Below are 16,632 nucleotides of genomic sequence, written 5' to 3' on the forward strand. Positions count from 1 at the left end.
CCCGAGGCTTGGTGGATCGCGGTGATGTCGGCGTCCGTCACCTGGCCGGCCCGGAAACTGCCACTGGCGAGCGTCAGACCGTACAGCGCAGGGCCGGCGTGGAAGCGGTTGCCATCCTGATGGATCCAGCCTGCCGCGAGAAGACCGCGTATGAAGCCGTGAACGGAGCTCGGCGGCGCGTCGAGTGACCGGTGGAGATCGGCAAAGGTCAGCCCTGGGCTGTACACCACCTCTTCGATGATGCGCGTGACCCTGTCGATTGTTCGATGGTTCTGAGGTCCGCGATCGAACTTGGCACCCTGTTCGTCAGTCACCGCCACATTGAAGCGTACGGCCGACGACGGCGTGATCGGGCTGCGGTGACGATGCCCTCCACCGAGCGAGACCGCCGAGGCCGCGAAGGACTCCGCGCCGCTGTCGGCAGAGGCGCGATGGGCCGGTGGTGGCGCGCCCCCGTGCCTGCCTGGGGCTATTGACGAGGGGTGGGGAGCGACCTAGCCTGAGTTTCGCCAATACGTATGGTTGTTCGTAATTATGAACAACCGGGTTACGTCGCTACGGAACGCTCGGCGTGGGAGTCGGCCTCGCGGGTGTGCCGTGCAACCTGGGAGGTTGTCTTGCTCGAGCGCCAGCACGTGCTGATCGACGGCGAATGGGTGCCCTCGATGGGAGAGGGGAGTATCGAGGTCGAGAACCCGGTCACTGAGGAGATCTACGCGACGATCCCGCGGGGCGACGTGCGGGACGTCGACAAGGCGGCCGGGGCGGCGACAGCAGCTTTCGACCAGTGGTCCCGGTCCTCTTTGACACAGCGGTCCGAGGTGCTGCGCGGCATCGCCGAGGTCATCGAGAGTCGTGCGGAGGAGATCACCCACGCGATCGTGAGCGAGATCGGTGAGCCGCGGTCGATCGCGACGGGACACCAGACGCTCTCGGCCGCGGCGCATCTGCGCCGTACCGCCGACGCGCTCAAGGATGTCGACTGGGATGTGCAGGTCGGGACGACGGTGGTGCACCGGGCACCGGCGGGCGTGGTCGGAGCCATCACTCCGTGGAACGTTCCCTTGCTGATGATCGCGATGAAGGTGGGTGCCGCCGTGGCGGCGGGGTGCCCGGTGGTGCTGAAGGGCACCGAGGTCGCCCCCATGAGCTCGTTCTTCTTCGGCGAGGCGACTGTCGAGGCGGGTCTCCCGAAGGGGGTGTTCAACCTGGTTTCGGGCAATGGCCCGGAGATCGGGGAGGCCATTGCCAGGCACCCGCGGATCGATGTGGTCTCGTTGACCGGATCCGTACGTGCCGGGCGGCGCGTCATGGAACTGGGCTCGGCTTCGGTCAAGCGAGTCTCACTCGAGCTCGGCGGGAAGTCCGCCAACGTCATTCTTGAGGACGCCGACCTGGAGCGGGCCGTCGTCATGGGGGTCGAGGACGCGCTCCGCAACAGCGGTCAGGTCTGTGGCGGCCTGACACGGATGATCGTGCCCCGGTCGCGGCTGGCGGAGGCCGAGGAGATCGCCGCCGCTCGGGCCTCGGCCTACGTCCTCGGTGACCCGTTCGACGAGAAGACAACCCTCGGCCCGGTCGTGACGCGGTCGCAGCGGGACCGGGTGCGGGAATTGATCCAGTCCGGTATCGACGAGGGCGCGCGGCTGATCACCGGCGGTACCGAGCAGCCCGAGGGGCTGGAGAAGGGTTACTTCGTCAGGCCGACGGTCTTCACGGGCGCCCCCGGGCATCGCATCGCCCGTGAGGAGATCTTCGGCCCGGTCGTGACCATCCTCCCCTTCGATACGGAGGAGGAAGCGATAGCCATCGCCAACGACTCGGCCTACGGACTCGCCGGCGCCGTCTGGGCGGCGCGTACGGAGCACGCCCGGGAGGTGGCTCTGCGTCTGCGGACCGGCCGCGTTCGGCTCAACGGTTCCCCCGTCAACTCCCTTGCCCCGCACGGCGGTTTCAAGCTGTCAGGCGTCGGCCGGGAGAACGGCCGCTTCGGCATCGAGGAATTCCTTGAGTACCAGTCGATCGGCTGACAGCCGCAGGCATGAGACCACGTGTGCCGGGACGGATGACGGAGGCAACTGATGAACGCGCTCGAAGGCGTGAAGGTGATCTGCCTGGGGCAGTTCTACTTCGCGCCCTACTGCAGCATGCTGATGGCCCGGCTCGGCGCCGATGTCATCAAGATCGAATCGATGGCCGGCGACCCCTACCGTCGGTCGCCCGCTGTCGACAAGGACGGCACGTCCGTCCAGTTCCGCTTCGTGAACTCGGGTAAGCGGACGATGCGACTGGACCTGAAGAACCCCGCGGGCCAGGAAGTGCTGCGCAAGCTCGCCGGGCAGGCCGACGTCGTCGTCCAGAACCTCTCGCCCGGGGCGATGGACCGCTTCGGCCTGGGTTACGAGCAGCTCAGCGCCGTCAACTCGCGGCTCATCATGGCCTCGGGAACCGGCTTCGGGTCCTTTGGGCCCTACGCGGGTGAGCCCGCCATGGACCTGACGATCCAGGCGCGGACCGCGGTCATGAGCACCACGGGCTTCGAAGACGGTGCTCCAGTACGGACCGGTCCGTCGGTCGTCGACTTCATGGCCGGCACCCACCTGCTCGCCGGTGTCCTGGCCGCCCTCTACCAGCGCACTCGCACCGGCCGGGGGCAGCATGTCGAGGTCTCCCTCCAGGACGCGATCATCCCCGCATTGACGTCGAACATCGCCGGCTACATCAACAGCGCGGGAGCGAGCCCGGAACGTACCGGAAACCGCCACGGCGGAATGGCTGTCACCCCGTACAACGCCTACGAGGCCGAGGACGGATGGGTCACCCTGCTCTGTCCTACGGACGTGCACTGGAAGCGCCTGGCCGAGCTCATGAAGGATCCGGCAGCCGAGGATGAACGCTTCGCCCTGGTGAGTGGCCGCTGCGCGAACATGGACGAGGTCGACGCCCTCGTGGGGAAGTGGACCCGGCGCCATCCCAAGGACGCGCTGGCGGTGATGTTGAAGGGCGCCAACATTCCGTGCGCTCCGGTCTTGACGTTGCCCGAACTGCTGGAGGACCCGCACGTCCGCGCTCGCGGTGTCGTGCGCGGCGTCTCCGACGAGCAGGGTGACTTCCTGACGCTGGGCAGCCCGCTGTTCCTGTCCGACTCGCCGATGGTCGAACCTACCCGCTCCGGCTCCCTCGGTCAGCACACGGACTCCGTCCTCGTCGAAGAGCTGGGTATGTCGCCCGACGAGATCGCCGAATTGCGCGCCGCGGGCGCCATCTGAGTGGAAGGAAGAGACGCCATGGCAGTTCAGGCGAGGATCGCGGTCCTTCCTCCAGGAAGGCGGGAGCTCGACGTCCGCGACGTGACGCTCGACGCTCCCGGGCCCTACGAGGTCATCGTGGAACAGAAGGCCTTCGGGGTCTGCCACAGCCAGCTCGACCGCGTTGATCGGGCAGGCCGGACCGAGGCGATGGTGCTCGGACACGAGTCGATCGGCACGGTCGTGGCGGTGGGCCACCGGGTCGACTACGTCGAGCCCGGGGACGAGGTGAGCACGTCCTGGGTTCCGCGCACACCCCTGGCCGGCCGGGCACCGGTCCCCTCCCGGGTGGTCTTGGGCGACGGCGAGGTCGCGTCCACCCACAACTCCTTCACCTGGGGAACCCACGCCGTCATCGATGAGCAGTACGTCGTGAAGGTCCCGCAGCACATCCCGCTCGACCTGGGGACGGTGATCGGCTGTGCCGTGATGACCGGGGCCGGTGCCGTGGTGAACAGTGCCGATGTCCGGGCCGGGCAGAGCGTTGCGGTGTGGGGCACCGGAGGTGTGGGGCTCTGTTCCGTCGCCGCCGCCTCCATCGTGGGTGTCGATACGCTCATCGCCGTCGATGTCGACGACGACAAGCTGGAGCTGGCGCGGCAGTTCGGTGCGACGGACACGGTCAACGTCAAGAACGTCGACGCGGTCGACGCGATCCGTGCGCTCACCCCGCACCCGGACGGCACCAGCGGAGTCGACTTCGCCTTCGACTGCACCGGGATCGGTGCCAACATCCCGGTCGGTCTCGCCTCGGTGCGCCCGGCGCCCAAGGGCTCCGGCCGGCGCGGGGGAGCGAACGTGCTCGTCGGCATCCCGCGGGTTCCCTTCGAGCTGACCGGGATGGACCTGGTCGGGGGAGGGAAGAGCCTGATCGGTTGCGAGGGCGGGAGCAGCGATCCGGAGCGTGACTTCCCGACGTTCATCGGCTGGAGCCTGGACGGGCGTTTCGACGCCACCAGGTTGGTGACCAACCGGTACCGCCTCGATCAGATCAACACGGCGGTCGATGACCTTCGCAGTGGCCGTGTGCGGGGCCGGGCCGTCGTCGAGCTACAAGGGCCGAACGGCGAATGACGACCTGCCTGCGTGGAAGGAGCGCTGATCGATGAGCGAGGACAACGACCTCAACCTGCGTCACACCAGCCCCGCATACCGGACCTTCTGCGGCGATGACGCCCTGCGCGCCCTGCCCCGCGAGCTCGCACGGTTCGGCGCGCGGCGTGCCGTCATCGTGTGCGGCCGGGCGATCACCAGGCATCCCGATGCCCTGCGGGACCTGCACGATGCTCTCGGCGATCACCTGGCGGGCCAGTTCGACGGAGTCACCGAACACAGCCCGCTTCCCGTGGTGGAGCAGGCCCGACGGTTCCTCGACGAACACAGGGCGGATGCGGTGGTCGCCGTCGGCGGCGGGTCGTCAGTGGTCACCGCCCGGGCCGCCTCCATCCTCCTCGCGGAGAAGCGGGACATCCGCGAGCTGTGTACCCGGCGCGGCACGGACGGCAGGTTGATCAGCCCGAAGCTCACCGCCCCGAAGATCCCCCAGTGGGTCGTTCCCACCACGCCAACGACGGCGTACGCCAAAGCCGGCAGCGCGGTCCGGGACCCGGTCACGGGAGAACGTCTCGCTCTTTACGACCCGAAGACGCGCGCGCAAGGTCTGGTCCTCGACCCCGCGTTGGCACTGACCGCTCCCCCCTCACTGGTCCGGTCCGCCGCGCTCAACGTGTTCGCGGTGGCGGTGGAGGGTCTCCAGTCACGCCACATCGACCCTCTCGCGGACGCCCAGCTCGCCCACGCCCTCCGCACAGTCGTGACATGGCTCCCGCGCGTTCGGAAGGAACCGGACCGGGCTCAGCACAGGCTGCACCTGATGCTGGCGGCGTTGATGAGCGGTCAGGGGAGCGATCACACCGGCGGCGGACTGGCGCAGGCGCTCTCCCATGCGATCGGACCGCGGTCGTCGGCCGCCAACGGTGTCGTCGAGGCCCTGCTCGTACCGCACGCGATGCGCTTCAACGCCGCCGCGGCGGGCCCCCGGCTGACCCTGCTCGCAGATCTCCTCAACCTTTCGGACCGTAGCCCAGCGGGCACCGCCGCTGAGGTCGAACGGCTCCTCACTCTCTTCGAGGTACCCACGCGCCTGCGTGACATCGGCGTACCGCACGACCTGCTCGAAGAGGCCGCTGACCACGCCATGGAGGACTGGGCCGTTACCACCGGCCCTCGGGTACCGAGCCGGGACGACATCGCGGAGCTTCTGGCCAACGCCTGGTAGGCGATGCCCGCCGGAGCCATCCGCCGACCGATCCGCACGAGCACACCAAGAAGGAACTGCGATGACGACTTCACAGACGGCGTCCGACGCCGGGATCACGAATGAACTGGCAGCGGGCAAGTTCACCGAAGAGATGCTGACCGGGATGCGTGATCTCATCGGTACCGAGCTGCGGACCGAGGCCTGCGTCAACAACGAGTACGCCACACGGCTCTCCATCCTGCGCTTCGCGGAGGGTGTCGGCGACGACAATCCGCTGTGGGCCGACGAGGAGTACGCCGCGCACGGCCCCTTCGGCGAGATCGTCGCCCCACCGAGCTTCATCTTCGCCTGCCTCGGTGGCGTGCAGGTGGGATGGCGCGGTCTCGGCGGCTTCCACGCCGAGACCGACATCACCTTCCACCGGCCGATCCGCGTCGACGACAAGATCAAGGCGAGGGTCTTCTTCGACGGCTTCGACGGCCCCGACGCCAGCAAATTCGCCGGTCGGCGCATCAAGGACTACCTGCGTCAGGAGTACTGGAACCAGCACGACGAACTCGTGGCGAGCTTCATCTGCTCGCGCATCCGATTCGAGCGCACCGAGGCACAGGCCCGGCGCCAGGCGCGCGAGATCGAGTTGCCGCACCCATGGACCGAGCCGGAGATCGAGAAGATCGAGAGCGACATCCTCGCCGAGACGCCGCGTGGTGCCGAGCCCCGGTACTGGGAGGACGTCTCGGTCGGCGACGAGATCGGCGTCATCACCAAGGGGCCGATCGGCCTGACCGACGAGATCGCCTACATCGCCTCCGGCGCGGCGCCCATCCCCCGCCTCTCCGCCCACGGCATCGCTCTGCGCCGCTACCGCAAGCACCCCCGGTGGGCCTATCGCGACCCGGCTACCAGCGCCCTCGAACCGGTGTACTCGGTCCACTACAACGACTACGCCGCGAAGCTCCAGGGAGCCCAACTCGCCTACGACGTAGGCATCCAGCGAACCTGCTGGCAGATCCACTCCCTCACCCACTGGGCCGGCGACCAGGGAACCCTGAAAGCGATCCACGGCCAGTACCGCGCGCACGTCTACCTCTCGGACGTCATCCGTCTCGGTGGCCGTGTGCTGGCCAAGGAGATCGACGAGGACGGCGACCACATCGTCAGGCTCGAAACCTGGGCCTTCAACCAGCGGGAGCAGAACTGTATGCCCGGCTCAGCCGTCATCGCCCTTCCTCACCGTGACAACGGCCAGTAGCCCACCACAGACCCGCGCGACCGGGCCCAAGGAGGAACCATGAGTACAGCGACGGCAGGGTGGGGCGACGAGATCGGGACCGAGGAGGTGCGCGGCATCCCGTTCCGCACCTACACCCGTCGGCCCCGGGACATCCGCGGCCTCCTGGCCTTCGCGGACCGCTGGCACGACCGCCCGTACATCGTGCAGGGCCGGAATACGGTCACCTTCGCTGAGTTGCGGAGCGCGGTCAGAGCCAAGGCGGACGAACTCGCCGCGGCAGGAGTCGGCAGCGGTGACCGGGTGCTGCTGCTCGGCTGGAACAGCCCCGACTGGATCACGAACTTCTGGGCCTCTGTCACGGTCGGCGCGGTGCCCGTGCTCGGGAACGCGTGGTGGGGCCGGGCCGAGATCGCCGACGCCTGCGCGGACCTGGCGCTCAGGTTGGTTCTCGCCGACGCGCGCTGCGCCGACAAGGCTCCGGACGGAGTGCCACTGGGCCGCTGGGCCTGCGACGTCTCTCGCGGAGGCCGGGAGGAGGACGCCTCCTCTGACCAGAACCGTGACGACGAGGACGCGCCTGTTGTCATCGTCTTCACCTCGGGGACCGCAGGCCGCCCGAAAGCAGTGGTCCTCTCGCACCGGTCGCTCCTGGCCGGGCTGCACATGCTGCTGCACATCACCCGTCGGTTGCCGCAGATGGTCGACGAATCCACCGGGGACGCCGGGCTGCACACGGGGCCGTTGTTCCACATCGGAGGGATCCAGACGCTGATCAGGGCGATCACGGTGGGCGACACCCTGGTGATGCCGACCGGAAAGTTCGAGCCGGGGGAGGCCCTGCGGCTGATCGAGGAATGGAAGATCGCCCGATGGAGCGCCGTTCCCACGATGGTGTCCCGAGTGCTGGAGCACCCCGACGTCCACAAGCGGGAGCTCTCCTCGCTGCGCTCGATCACCGTCGGCGGAGCACCGGTGCACTCCGAGTTCCTCGCCCGCCTGCGCGCGGGGCTGCCAGGCGTCGAGCCGAGGGTTGCCACCGGATACGGCTTGACGGAGAACGGCGGCCAGGCGACGGCGGCCTCCGGGCGCGACACCACCGAACGCCCAGGGTCCGCCGGCCGCCCCCTGCCGTGCGTCGAGCTGACCATTTTCGGCGCGACCGGACTTGAGGACGGCGAGGTTCTGGTGCGCAGCCCCACACAGATGCTCGGCTACTTCGGGTCCGACGAGTCCCCGATCCACGGTGAGGGATGGCTGAGGACCGGTGACCTCGGACGGATCGACGACGACGGCCACCTCTGGATCACGGGCCGGGCAAAGGACGTGATCATCCGCGGAGGGGAGAACATCGCCCCCGCCGCCGTCGAGGAGGCGCTGGCGGCCGTTCCCGGCGTGGTCGAGTCCGCGGTGTTCGGGGTGCCGCATCCGGACCTGGGCGAAGAGGTGATGGCGGTGGTCGTCGTCGATTCCGGACTTGACGCCGAGGCGCTCCGGCACCAACTGCGGTCCCGCCTCGCCTCCTTCGCGATCCCCGGCCGGTGGCGACTCGAACACGATCCGTTGCCCACCAATCATGCCGGGAAGATCGACAAGAACGCACTGGCCGCCCAGGCTCGCCGTGAACTCGCCGGAACCGTGGAAGGAGGCCGGCCGTGAGTGACGTCCGCCTTGTCCCGGCAGCCGAACGCGTCGTCCTTCTTGAGATGCTGCGCCCGCCGAACAACTTCTTCGACGAGGCCCTCCTGACAGACGTGGCCGACGCACTGCAGTCGGCCGACGACGACGAGAGCGTCTCCTGCGTGGTGCTCTGCTCCGAAGGCAAGCACTTCTGCGCCGGGGCGGATCTCCGCGGTGTCGGGCTGGCCGGCACCCGCCGTGTCTACCGTCAGGCATACCGGATCTTCTCCTGCCGTAAGCCGGTGGTGGCCGCGGTCCAAGGCGCCGCGATCGGTGGCGGCCTAGGCCTGGCCATGGCCGCCGACTTCCGGGTCGCCGCACCGGGAGCGCGCATGGCCGCGAACTTCGCCCGGCTGGGTTTCCACCAAGGATTCGGCCTGACGGTGACGCTGCCCCGTGCGCTGGGCCACCAACGCGCGCTGGATCTGCTGTACACCGGTCGATCGGTGCGCGGTGAGGAAGCGGTCGAACTCGGCCTGTGCGACCGGGTCGCCGAGGATCCGCGCGCCGTCGCGATCGAATTCGCCGCACAGATCGCCGCGTCCGCGCCCCTGTCGGTGCCCGCGATCCGGGCAACGATGCGACGCGGGATGGTCGCCCGGATCTCGGCCGCACTCGACGACGAACTGAACGCACAAGCCGCACTGATGGATACGGCCGACTTCGCCGAGGGCGTAGCTGCCTCGGTGGAGAAACGGACCCCGCGTTTCACCGGCAGGTAAGCACGGACACCGTGAATACAGGAGCAATGTGATGATCGAACGCGATCAGATCTTTATCAACGGAACATGGCGGAAATCGTCCGGTGACGGTGTCATCCCCGTGATCAACCCGGTCACCGAGGAGCCGGTCGCCACCATCCCGGCGGGGAACGCGGACGACGTCGATCGAGCCGCCCAGGCCGCGGCCGACGCGTTCCCGGAGTGGTCCCGGACGTCGGTGGACGAACGCGTCGAGGTTCTGGAGAAGCTCGCCCGGCTGACCGAGAAATACGCCGACGAGATCACCAGGGCCATCGTCAGTGAGATCGGCCAGCCCGAGCGGATCGCGAAGACGGCGCAGACCGCCATCGCGGTCCAGGACTTCATGACCCTCGCCGGGAGTCTGCGGACCATGACCTGGGACGAGCAGGTCGGACCCACTCTGGTCAGCAGAGAGGCGGCAGGGGTGATCGCGGCGATCACACCGTGGAACGCGCCCATGCACATGGTCTGTATGAAGGTCGGATCGGCCCTGGCCGCCGGATGCACCGTGGTGCTCAAGGGCACCGAGGTGGCGCCGCTCAGCTCGTTCATCTTCGCCGAGATCGCCGAGGAAGCGGGCCTGCCCGGCGGGGTGTTCAACCTCGTCTCAGGGACCGGGACCGAGGTGGGCGAGCCCATGGTGACTCACCCTCTCGTCGACATGATCTCCATCACGGGCTCCGTCCGAGCGGGGCGCAGGGTCATGGAGCTGGCGTCACGGTCCGTCAAGAGGGTGGCGCTGGAGCTCGGAGGGAAATCGGCCAACGTCATCCTTGAGGACGCCGACCTGGAGCTCGCCATCAACGACGGCATCGAGGACGCCTTCCGCAACTCCGGGCAGGTGTGCGGTGGCCTCTCGCGGGTGCTCGTTCCACGTGCCCGGCTCGCCGAAGCCGAGGAGATCGCGGTCCGCAAGGCACAGAGCTACGTCATGGGCGACCCCTTCGACCCGGCGACCACGCTCGGGCCGGTCGCGAACGCGACCCAGCGGGAACGCGTCCGCGAGTACATCCGCTCGGGCACCGCCGACGGAGCACGCCTGCTCACCGGCGGACCGGAGGCGCCGCACGGGCTGGACCGGGGCTACTTCGTCCAACCGACGGTCTTCTCCGGCGACAACTCGATGCGGGTCGCCCGCGAGGAAATCTTCGGGCCCGTCGTCGTGATCATTCCGTACGAGGACGAGACGGACGCCTTTCGCATTGCCAACGACACGGAGTACGGGCTCGCGGGCGCCATCTGGGCGGCCGATGCCGACCGTGCCAGGGCCGCAGCGCGCAACCTGCGTACCGGACGGATCCGGATCAACGGCTCGCCGCTGAACCAGCGTGCCCCGCACGGAGGGTTCAAACTGTCCGGGATCGGACGCGAGTTCGGTCGGTACGGCATCGAGGAGTTCCTTGAGTACAAGTCGATCGGCTGACCGCGGAGGAGAGACATGACCATCGTCAACGCACGTTCCACCGCAGGGCCGACCGACCCCTTCAAGGCCACCACGATCGAGCGCCGCGAAGTCGGCCCTCACGATGTCCTCATCGACATCGCCTACACAGGTGTCTGCCACACCGACATCACCCACGCGCGCCGCGAGCGCGCGTCCTCGACGATCTACCCGCTGGTCCCGGGACACGAGATCGCCGGCACGGTTTCCGCCGTCGGCGGCGAGGTGCGGAAGTTCGCGGTCGGGGACCGTGCCGGTATCGGCTGCATGGTCGACTCCTGCCGGGAGTGCGACAACTGCGCGGCCGGGCTGGAGCAGTACTGCCGCCGAGGTCACGTCAAGACGTACAACGCGATCGGCAGGGACGGGCGGCCCAACCACGGTGGCTACAGCGAGAAGATCGTCGTCGACGAGCGCTACGCCGTACGGATCCCCGACACCCTCCCGCTGGAGAACTCGGCTTCGCTGCTGTGCGCCGGGATCACGATGTACTCCCCGCTACGGCACTGGAAGGCGGGCCCGGGCCGGAACGTCGCCATCGTCGGCTTCGGAGGCCTCGGCCACATCGGCGTCGCGGTGTCCGCGGCGCTCGGCGCCCGGACCACCGTCCTCGACCTGACGACGGACAAACGGGATGACGCGCTGCGACGCGGCGCCGACGACTGTCGGAGTACCTCCGATCCCGCAACGTTCACCGGCCTCGCGGAGTCCTTCGACTTGATCATCTCGACGGTTCCCGGCGACCTGGACTGGGACGCCTACCTCGGTCTGCTGACGGTGGACGGAACGCTCGTGAACCTGGGCGTGCCGAAGAACCCGATCACGGTCGAAGCCTTCTCGCTGCTGCACAACCGGCGTTCGATAGCAGGCAGTCTGATCGGCAGCATCGAGGAAACCCAAGAAATGGTCGATTTCTGTGCCGAGCACGGTATCGGCGCCGAGATCGAGGTGATCGATGCAGACGGGATAGACGAGGCGTTCGAGCGCCTCGCGGCCGGTGACGTCCGCTACCGCTTCGTCATCGACATCAGCACTATGAAGGGCGGTCAGTTCCGCGTCCCGCCCGCCAACGCGCCGTAGCACGACGACCTTTACGTGAAGGAGTATCGATGACGAACGCGACGAATCAACCCGTGCAGCGCGAGTCCGAACTGTATATCGACGGCCGCTGGGTGCCTGGTGGCGGGGCGGACCTGGAGGTGGAGAACCCGGCGACCGAAGAGGTCACCGGTGTGATCACCCAGGCGTCGACCGAGGACGTGGCGAACGCGGTGGCGGCCGCGAGGAAGGCCTTCCCCGCCTGGTCCGTCACCCCGGTGCGGGAACGTGCCGCAATCCTGCGGCGCGTACGGGAGATCCTCGCCGACCGGGCCGAGGTCTTCGCCGACCTGATCAACCGGGAACAGGGCTCTCCCCCGAGGGTGGCGCGGGGCCTGCATGTGGACACCCCGATCGCTGTCGTCGACGCGACGATCGAGGCACTGGAGCGGTTCCCGTTCGTGACGGAGCTGGGCAACTCTCTGATCCGGCGGGAGCCGGTGGGCGTGGTCGCGGCGATCACGCCGTGGAACCTGCCGCTGCACCAAGTGGTGGTGAAGGTGGTTCCGGCTCTGGCGGCAGGTGCCACGGTAGTGCTCAAACCGGCGGGTTTGACCCCGTTGGCGGCGTTCGAGCTGGCTCGGGCTTTCGATTCGGCGGGCCTTCCCGCGGGAGTGTTCAATCTTGTTCCTGGCAGCGGCCGGGTGGTCGGGGACCTGCTGACGCGTCATCGGGACGTGGATCAGGTGTCCTTCACCGGGTCGACGCCGGTGGGGCGCACGATCGCCGGCGTGGCGGCGCAGACGCTCAAGCGGGTGACTCTGGAGCTCGGGGGGAAGTCGGCGAGCGTGGTGCTCACCGACGCCACCGAGGAGCAGCTGGTCAGGGCCGTGAAGGTGACCGTGGGGAACTGTTTCCTCAACGGTGGGCAGACCTGCACCGCGCTGTCCCGGCTGATCGTCCCCGAGGACCGGATCGCGCAGGTCGAGGAACTTGCCGCGGCGGCCGCTGCGAAGTACGTGCCGGGCTCCCGGCTGGGACCGTTGATCTCCGCCGAACAGCGAAAGGAGGTCGCCTCCTTCCTCGTGCCCGGCGCGGGCGGCCCGGCCGCCGTCACGGTGACCTCGCCTGTCGAGCTGCCCGGGCGTGGGCATTGGGTGAGCCCGACGGTGATCTCGCGAGTGGACCCCGACTCGCGGCTCGCCCAGGAGGAGGTGTTCGGCCCGGTGCTGTCCATCCTGGCCGCCGGCTCCGACGACGAGGCCGTCATGATCGCCAACAACAGCATCTACGGCCTCGGCGGCGCGGTCTGGGGCGATGACGAGACAGCCCTGACGGTGGCAGCCAGGTTGCGGACCGGGCAGGTCGACGTCAACGGCGGAGCGTTCAACCCCGCGGCCCCGTTCGGCGGGTACAAGCAGTCCGGCACCGGCCGGGAGATCGGCGAGCATGGCATCGCCGACGTGTGCGAGATCAAGGCGGTGCAGCGATGAGCGCCCGGACACAGACCGAGGCATTCGAGTCCGCACGGTTCCGGCACGAGACGCGGGCGGCCGTGCTGCGCGCCGTCGGTGAGCCGATGGCGGTGGAGACGATCCGGCTCAAGGCCGTCGAGGCGGGTGACGTACGAGTGCGGATCGAGCAGACCGGGGTCTGTCACTCGGATCTGTCACTCGCGAACGGAAAGCTCGCCCAGCCGCTGCCGGCGGTGCTGGGGCACGAGGCGTGCGGCACGGTGGTCGAGACCGGTGACGAGGTCACCGACCTGACCGTCGGGCAGCGGGTGATTCTCCTCTGGATCACCCCGTGCCGGGACTGTTTCCCGTGTACCCATGGGCAGCCGCACCTGTGCGAGAACGGGTCGTCACGCTCGGCGGAACCCTATGCGCTCACCTCCGAAGGTGAGCCGGTCTACCCGGGGCTGACCGTGGGGTCGTTCGCCGAGCAGACCGTCGTACCCCGTGGCGCGGTCATTCCGGTCCCTGACGACATCGACACGGCCGACGCGGCTCTGCTCGGCTGCGCGGTGACCACCGGCGTGGGCGCGGTGACCCATACCGCGCAGGTCACTCCAGGCTCCTCGGTACTGGTCATCGGGTTGGGCGGGGTCGGGCAGTCGGTGCTGCAAGGTGCCCGCCTCGCCGGGGCGTCCACGATCATCGCGGTGGACCGCAACACCGACAAGGCCGAGCAGGCCATCACCGTCGGCGCCACCCACTTCGTGGCCGCCGACGGCGATACCAAAAGGGCCGTACGGGCCCTGACCGAGGGGCGCGGGGCGGACTTCACGTTCGACTGTGTCGGGTCCTCCCGGACGATCCGCGACATGTGGTCGCTGACGCGGCGCGGTGGAGCGGCCACCGTGGTCGGTATCGGGGGCAAGGACGACATGGTGTCGTTCTCCGCACTGGAGCTGTTCCACTTCGCCCGCACCCTGCGCGGCTGTGTCGCGGGATCCGTCGACGCCGCGGCAGTCATGCCTCAGTTCTTCGACTGGGCCCGCTCCGGAAAGCTCGATCTGCGCAGCCTGGTCACCGGCCACGGTGGGTTGAGCGATGTCAACCACGCCCTCGATGAACTCGCCGCCGGCCGCGGTGTCCGCACCCTGCTCGCCCCCGCGCAGGAGTCTCGATGAGCGGCCCTGTCGTCCGCGGTCGGCACCGCGACACCGGAGCGTCGCTGGCAGGCGCGATCATCATCGACGCTCCTGTCCTCCAGGAGATGGCCTCGGAGCAACTCGCCGTACGGGAGCGAAGGGCCTCCAGCACGTCCCTGGTCCACCCCAGCGGCGAGGTTCCGGCCGGTCCCAGCCCAGGAGGTGGTCCTTCCGTACGTGCGCGAGCACCTCGCCGAGACATCACTCCGGCGGTCACGCGCAGGCTGGGGCTGGAAGTTCGACCCGCGGATCTTCGCAAGTCCACGAATGTCCAGTCCCCTGCCGAAGCCGTTCGCATGCCGGACCGCGCTGATCCGCAGCGAGCACGGGTCGGTACCCGTGTCCATGGGCGACATGATCCACAGCAGTCCGGGGAGCGTGGTTCCGGTGATCGAGATCCCCGATGCGGGGCATCACGTCATGCTCGACCGCCCCCCTGTCCCTGGTGACTGCCCTCCGGGCGGTTCTCGCCGGATGGCCCGAGTCGGCCCGCGCGCTGTCCCGCAGCGACGTCTGACCCGTATTACGGGCGACGGCAATGATCCGGCTGGATACGCTGACGGCCGTGATCAAGCGAGAGGTGGCCGCGATGAGCCAATACTTCGACATCGGTGCTGAGACCTTGTGGAATCCGTCCAATGGGGCCTCCCGGATGTTCCAGCGCCAGGTAGCGGTCTTTGAGGCGGAACTGGAACTCTCCTCGGGCATAGGCCCGATGGAGAACGACGAGTGCCAGATCGACCCGGCCTTCTTCGAGATCTTCGTCAATGCTCTGCTGGCACGGCACCGAAGGACTGGCCACGCCATCCTGCTCGCACTTTCCGAGGGCTTCACAGCCACAGTGCTGGTTCTTGCGGAGCGCGCAGATATCAGGCTGGACTGGGCACAACTCGAAGCTGCCCCGGAAGCCACGCGTGAAGACGTGAACGTTTCCGCTCTTGCGGGAATGTCTGCTCCGGCGGAAGGCGGAGCCTGGAGTGAGGGGCTACGCGAGAAGGCACGGGAGATGGGGCGGCGCATGCCCCGCTGACCGGAGCAACCACCGACGACGAACCGACCGCAGGACTCTGGCCGGCGTGGCCCACCAGAAGAATCGGTGTATCAGTCGGCTCTACGCGGGTCGCCGGACCGCTGTCGCCAGGAGTCGACGTGCTCCAGTAGCAGCTTGGTCAGTTCCTGTTCTCGTGGCAGCAATTCGGTGGCGGGGCCGACGAGTGTTACTTCGGCTGTGGGTTTGCCTTCCGGGTCCTGTACGACGGTGGCGATGGCGAAGCGTTTGCCTGCGTGTCGTGTGTTGCGGGCGATGCGGGTTTTTTTGATGTCGTCGTATTCTGCGAGGAATTGGTCGACGAGGTCGGTTTCGTCGGGTCCTCGGCGTCGTAGGTAGGCGTCGCGTTGGGCTGGGGGGAGTGCGGCGAGTAGGGCTTTGCCGCCGGCGGTGCCCAGCATGGTGCGGCGGATGTTGGTGCGTGCTGCCCATCCTGCGAGGGTGTTGGTTCCGGCTTCCGCGACGTAGATGAGGTCGTCTCCGGCCTGGACGCCGAGGGTGGTGGCGACGCCCGAGGCTTGGTGGATCGCGGTGATGTCGGCGTCCGTCACCTGGCCGGCCCGGAAACTGCCACTGGCGAGCGTCAGACCGTACAGCGCAGGGCCAACGTAGAACCCATGACTGTCCTGGTGCAGCCAGCCCGTGGCGAGAAGGCCACGAATGAAGCCGTGGACGGAGCTTCTCGGGGCGTCGAGTGCACGGGTGAGCTCAGCAAATGTCATTCCCGGGCTGTAAGCGACCTCCTCGACGATGCGCGTGACCCGGTCGATCGTGCGGTGGTTCTGGGGTGCGCGCTCGAATTTGGAGCTCTGCTCGTCAGCCACGGCCACAGTGAACCTTTCTCCCTGGGGCCGTGGGCCGGCCCGGTGTGTGACACGCCGACGGCGTGGAGTCGTCAGGAGGAGGTGCGGGAGCCCGATGGATGGAGCGGACCCAGCGGATCGCCCAGCGCATCGGAGTCACATATCCCCCCTACTCCCATGACGGTACACCGGGGCGCGATTCTGGTCAGGGAGTCCACGGCTGTCCGGCTCACCCGGCGGCTCTCGGGGGTGCATGTGGTTCCGGCTGCCTACCGCTACCTACGCGAAGGCCTCGCCGAACTCGATGACTGGACAGCCGCCGCCGATGCCCATGAGCCGAGGGCCATGGGCGAGAGGGGCGATCTCCGTGTCAGCACGTAGGAATTCCATGCCTGAGTGGCGCCACGCAAGGAGGCTGCCGTCC

At 68.2% G+C, this 16,632-nt stretch carries 15 protein-coding genes; 13 read left to right on the plus strand and 2 right to left on the minus strand.

What is annotated here, in order from left to right; all coding sequences use genetic code 11:
• The coding region (locus ACFXPL_RS23685) for a helix-turn-helix domain-containing protein (protein ID WP_384922936.1) at positions 1-314 on the minus strand (314 nt) is incomplete at its 3' end.
• Between the two features lie 303 nt (positions 315-617).
• Here ACFXPL_RS23685 and ACFXPL_RS23690 point away from each other — a divergent pair.
• The 12 genes from ACFXPL_RS23690 to ACFXPL_RS23745 all read left to right on the plus strand — a co-directional run bounded on the left by ACFXPL_RS23690 (position 618) and on the right by ACFXPL_RS23745 (position 15,387).
• A complete protein-coding gene (locus ACFXPL_RS23690) occupies positions 618-2,030 on the plus strand; it encodes an aldehyde dehydrogenase family protein (RefSeq protein WP_384922939.1) in 1,413 nt (470 codons plus the stop codon).
• 51 nt (positions 2,031-2,081) lie between these two features.
• Positions 2,082-3,269 carry a CaiB/BaiF CoA transferase family protein gene (locus tag ACFXPL_RS23695; protein WP_384922942.1) on the plus strand — a complete coding sequence of 396 codons (1,188 nt, stop codon included), beginning with the start codon at positions 2,082-2,084 and terminating at the stop codon, positions 3,267-3,269.
• A gap of 18 nt (positions 3,270-3,287) precedes the next feature.
• Positions 3,288-4,382, plus strand: coding sequence for a zinc-binding dehydrogenase (locus tag ACFXPL_RS23700; protein WP_384922945.1), 1,095 nt, complete (start codon positions 3,288-3,290; stop codon positions 4,380-4,382).
• Positions 4,383-4,413: 31 nt separating this feature from the next.
• On the plus strand, positions 4,414-5,586 hold the full coding sequence (locus tag ACFXPL_RS23705) for an iron-containing alcohol dehydrogenase family protein (RefSeq protein WP_384922948.1): 1,173 nt from the start codon (positions 4,414-4,416) through the stop codon (positions 5,584-5,586).
• A 61-nt stretch (positions 5,587-5,647) separates the two neighbouring features.
• Positions 5,648-6,820, plus strand: a complete 1,173-nt coding sequence (locus tag ACFXPL_RS23710) for a MaoC family dehydratase N-terminal domain-containing protein (protein WP_384922951.1) — start codon at positions 5,648-5,650, stop codon at positions 6,818-6,820.
• Between the two features lie 39 nt (positions 6,821-6,859).
• Positions 6,860-8,458 carry a class I adenylate-forming enzyme family protein gene (locus tag ACFXPL_RS23715; RefSeq protein ID WP_384922954.1) on the plus strand — a complete coding sequence of 533 codons (1,599 nt, stop codon included), beginning with the start codon at positions 6,860-6,862 and terminating at the stop codon, positions 8,456-8,458.
• On the plus strand, positions 8,455-9,201 hold the full coding sequence (locus tag ACFXPL_RS23720) for an enoyl-CoA hydratase/isomerase family protein (RefSeq protein ID WP_384922956.1): 747 nt from the start codon (positions 8,455-8,457) through the stop codon (positions 9,199-9,201). Before ACFXPL_RS23715 ends, ACFXPL_RS23720 begins: the two co-directional genes overlap by 4 nt.
• A gap of 31 nt (positions 9,202-9,232) precedes the next feature.
• Positions 9,233-10,645 (plus strand): aldehyde dehydrogenase family protein, encoded by a 1,413-nt coding sequence (locus ACFXPL_RS23725; RefSeq protein ID WP_384922959.1) that lies wholly within the window; start codon positions 9,233-9,235, stop codon positions 10,643-10,645.
• A 15-nt stretch (positions 10,646-10,660) separates the two neighbouring features.
• On the plus strand, positions 10,661-11,743 hold the full coding sequence (locus tag ACFXPL_RS23730) for an NAD(P)-dependent alcohol dehydrogenase (protein ID WP_384922961.1): 1,083 nt from the start codon (positions 10,661-10,663) through the stop codon (positions 11,741-11,743).
• A gap of 29 nt (positions 11,744-11,772) precedes the next feature.
• Positions 11,773-13,194 (plus strand): aldehyde dehydrogenase family protein, encoded by a 1,422-nt coding sequence (locus ACFXPL_RS23735; RefSeq protein WP_384922964.1) that lies wholly within the window; start codon positions 11,773-11,775, stop codon positions 13,192-13,194.
• On the plus strand, positions 13,191-14,336 hold the full coding sequence (locus tag ACFXPL_RS23740; protein WP_384922967.1) for a Zn-dependent alcohol dehydrogenase: 1,146 nt from the start codon (positions 13,191-13,193) through the stop codon (positions 14,334-14,336). Before ACFXPL_RS23735 ends, ACFXPL_RS23740 begins: the two co-directional genes overlap by 4 nt.
• Before the next feature lie 610 nt (positions 14,337-14,946).
• Complete coding sequence (locus ACFXPL_RS23745) at positions 14,947-15,387, plus strand: DUF6086 family protein (RefSeq protein WP_384923084.1); 441 nt, start codon at positions 14,947-14,949, stop codon at positions 15,385-15,387.
• A gap of 71 nt (positions 15,388-15,458) precedes the next feature.
• Here the strand turns inward: ACFXPL_RS23745 and ACFXPL_RS23750 are convergent, their stop codons facing one another.
• Positions 15,459-16,229 carry an IclR family transcriptional regulator gene (locus ACFXPL_RS23750; protein ID WP_384922970.1) on the minus strand — a complete coding sequence of 257 codons (771 nt, stop codon included), beginning with the start codon at positions 16,227-16,229 and terminating at the stop codon, positions 15,459-15,461.
• Between the two features lie 156 nt (positions 16,230-16,385).
• Between ACFXPL_RS23750 and ACFXPL_RS23755 the strand changes: the two genes are divergently transcribed.
• A complete protein-coding gene (locus ACFXPL_RS23755; RefSeq protein WP_384923093.1) occupies positions 16,386-16,589 on the plus strand; it encodes a hypothetical protein in 204 nt (67 codons plus the stop codon).
• Positions 16,590-16,632: the final 43 nt, after the last annotated feature.

The organism is Streptomyces sp. NPDC059092 (assembly GCF_042756365.1).
Taxonomy (GTDB): domain Bacteria; phylum Actinomycetota; class Actinomycetes; order Streptomycetales; family Streptomycetaceae; genus Streptomyces.

Bases quoted from the DNA above. Each gene is read 5' to 3' on its own strand.
- ACFXPL_RS23695 (WP_384922942.1), top strand. From the start codon at position 2,082: ATGAACGCGCTCGAAGGCGTGAAGGTGATCTGCCTGGGGCAGTTCTAC.
- ACFXPL_RS23700 (WP_384922945.1), top strand. From the start codon at position 3,288: ATGGCAGTTCAGGCGAGGATCGCGGTCCTTCCTCCAGGAAGGCGGGAG.
- ACFXPL_RS23705 (WP_384922948.1), top strand. From the start codon at position 4,414: ATGAGCGAGGACAACGACCTCAACCTGCGTCACACCAGCCCCGCATAC.
- ACFXPL_RS23710 (WP_384922951.1), top strand. From the start codon at position 5,648: ATGACGACTTCACAGACGGCGTCCGACGCCGGGATCACGAATGAACTG.
- ACFXPL_RS23715 (WP_384922954.1), top strand. From the start codon at position 6,860: ATGAGTACAGCGACGGCAGGGTGGGGCGACGAGATCGGGACCGAGGAG.
- ACFXPL_RS23725 (WP_384922959.1), top strand. From the start codon at position 9,233: ATGATCGAACGCGATCAGATCTTTATCAACGGAACATGGCGGAAATCG.
- ACFXPL_RS23730 (WP_384922961.1), top strand. From the start codon at position 10,661: ATGACCATCGTCAACGCACGTTCCACCGCAGGGCCGACCGACCCCTTC.
- ACFXPL_RS23735 (WP_384922964.1), top strand. From the start codon at position 11,773: ATGACGAACGCGACGAATCAACCCGTGCAGCGCGAGTCCGAACTGTAT.
- ACFXPL_RS23740 (WP_384922967.1), top strand. From the start codon at position 13,191: ATGAGCGCCCGGACACAGACCGAGGCATTCGAGTCCGCACGGTTCCGG.
- ACFXPL_RS23745 (WP_384923084.1), top strand. From the start codon at position 14,947: ATGAGCCAATACTTCGACATCGGTGCTGAGACCTTGTGGAATCCGTCC.
- ACFXPL_RS23755 (WP_384923093.1), top strand. From the start codon at position 16,386: ATGACGGTACACCGGGGCGCGATTCTGGTCAGGGAGTCCACGGCTGTC.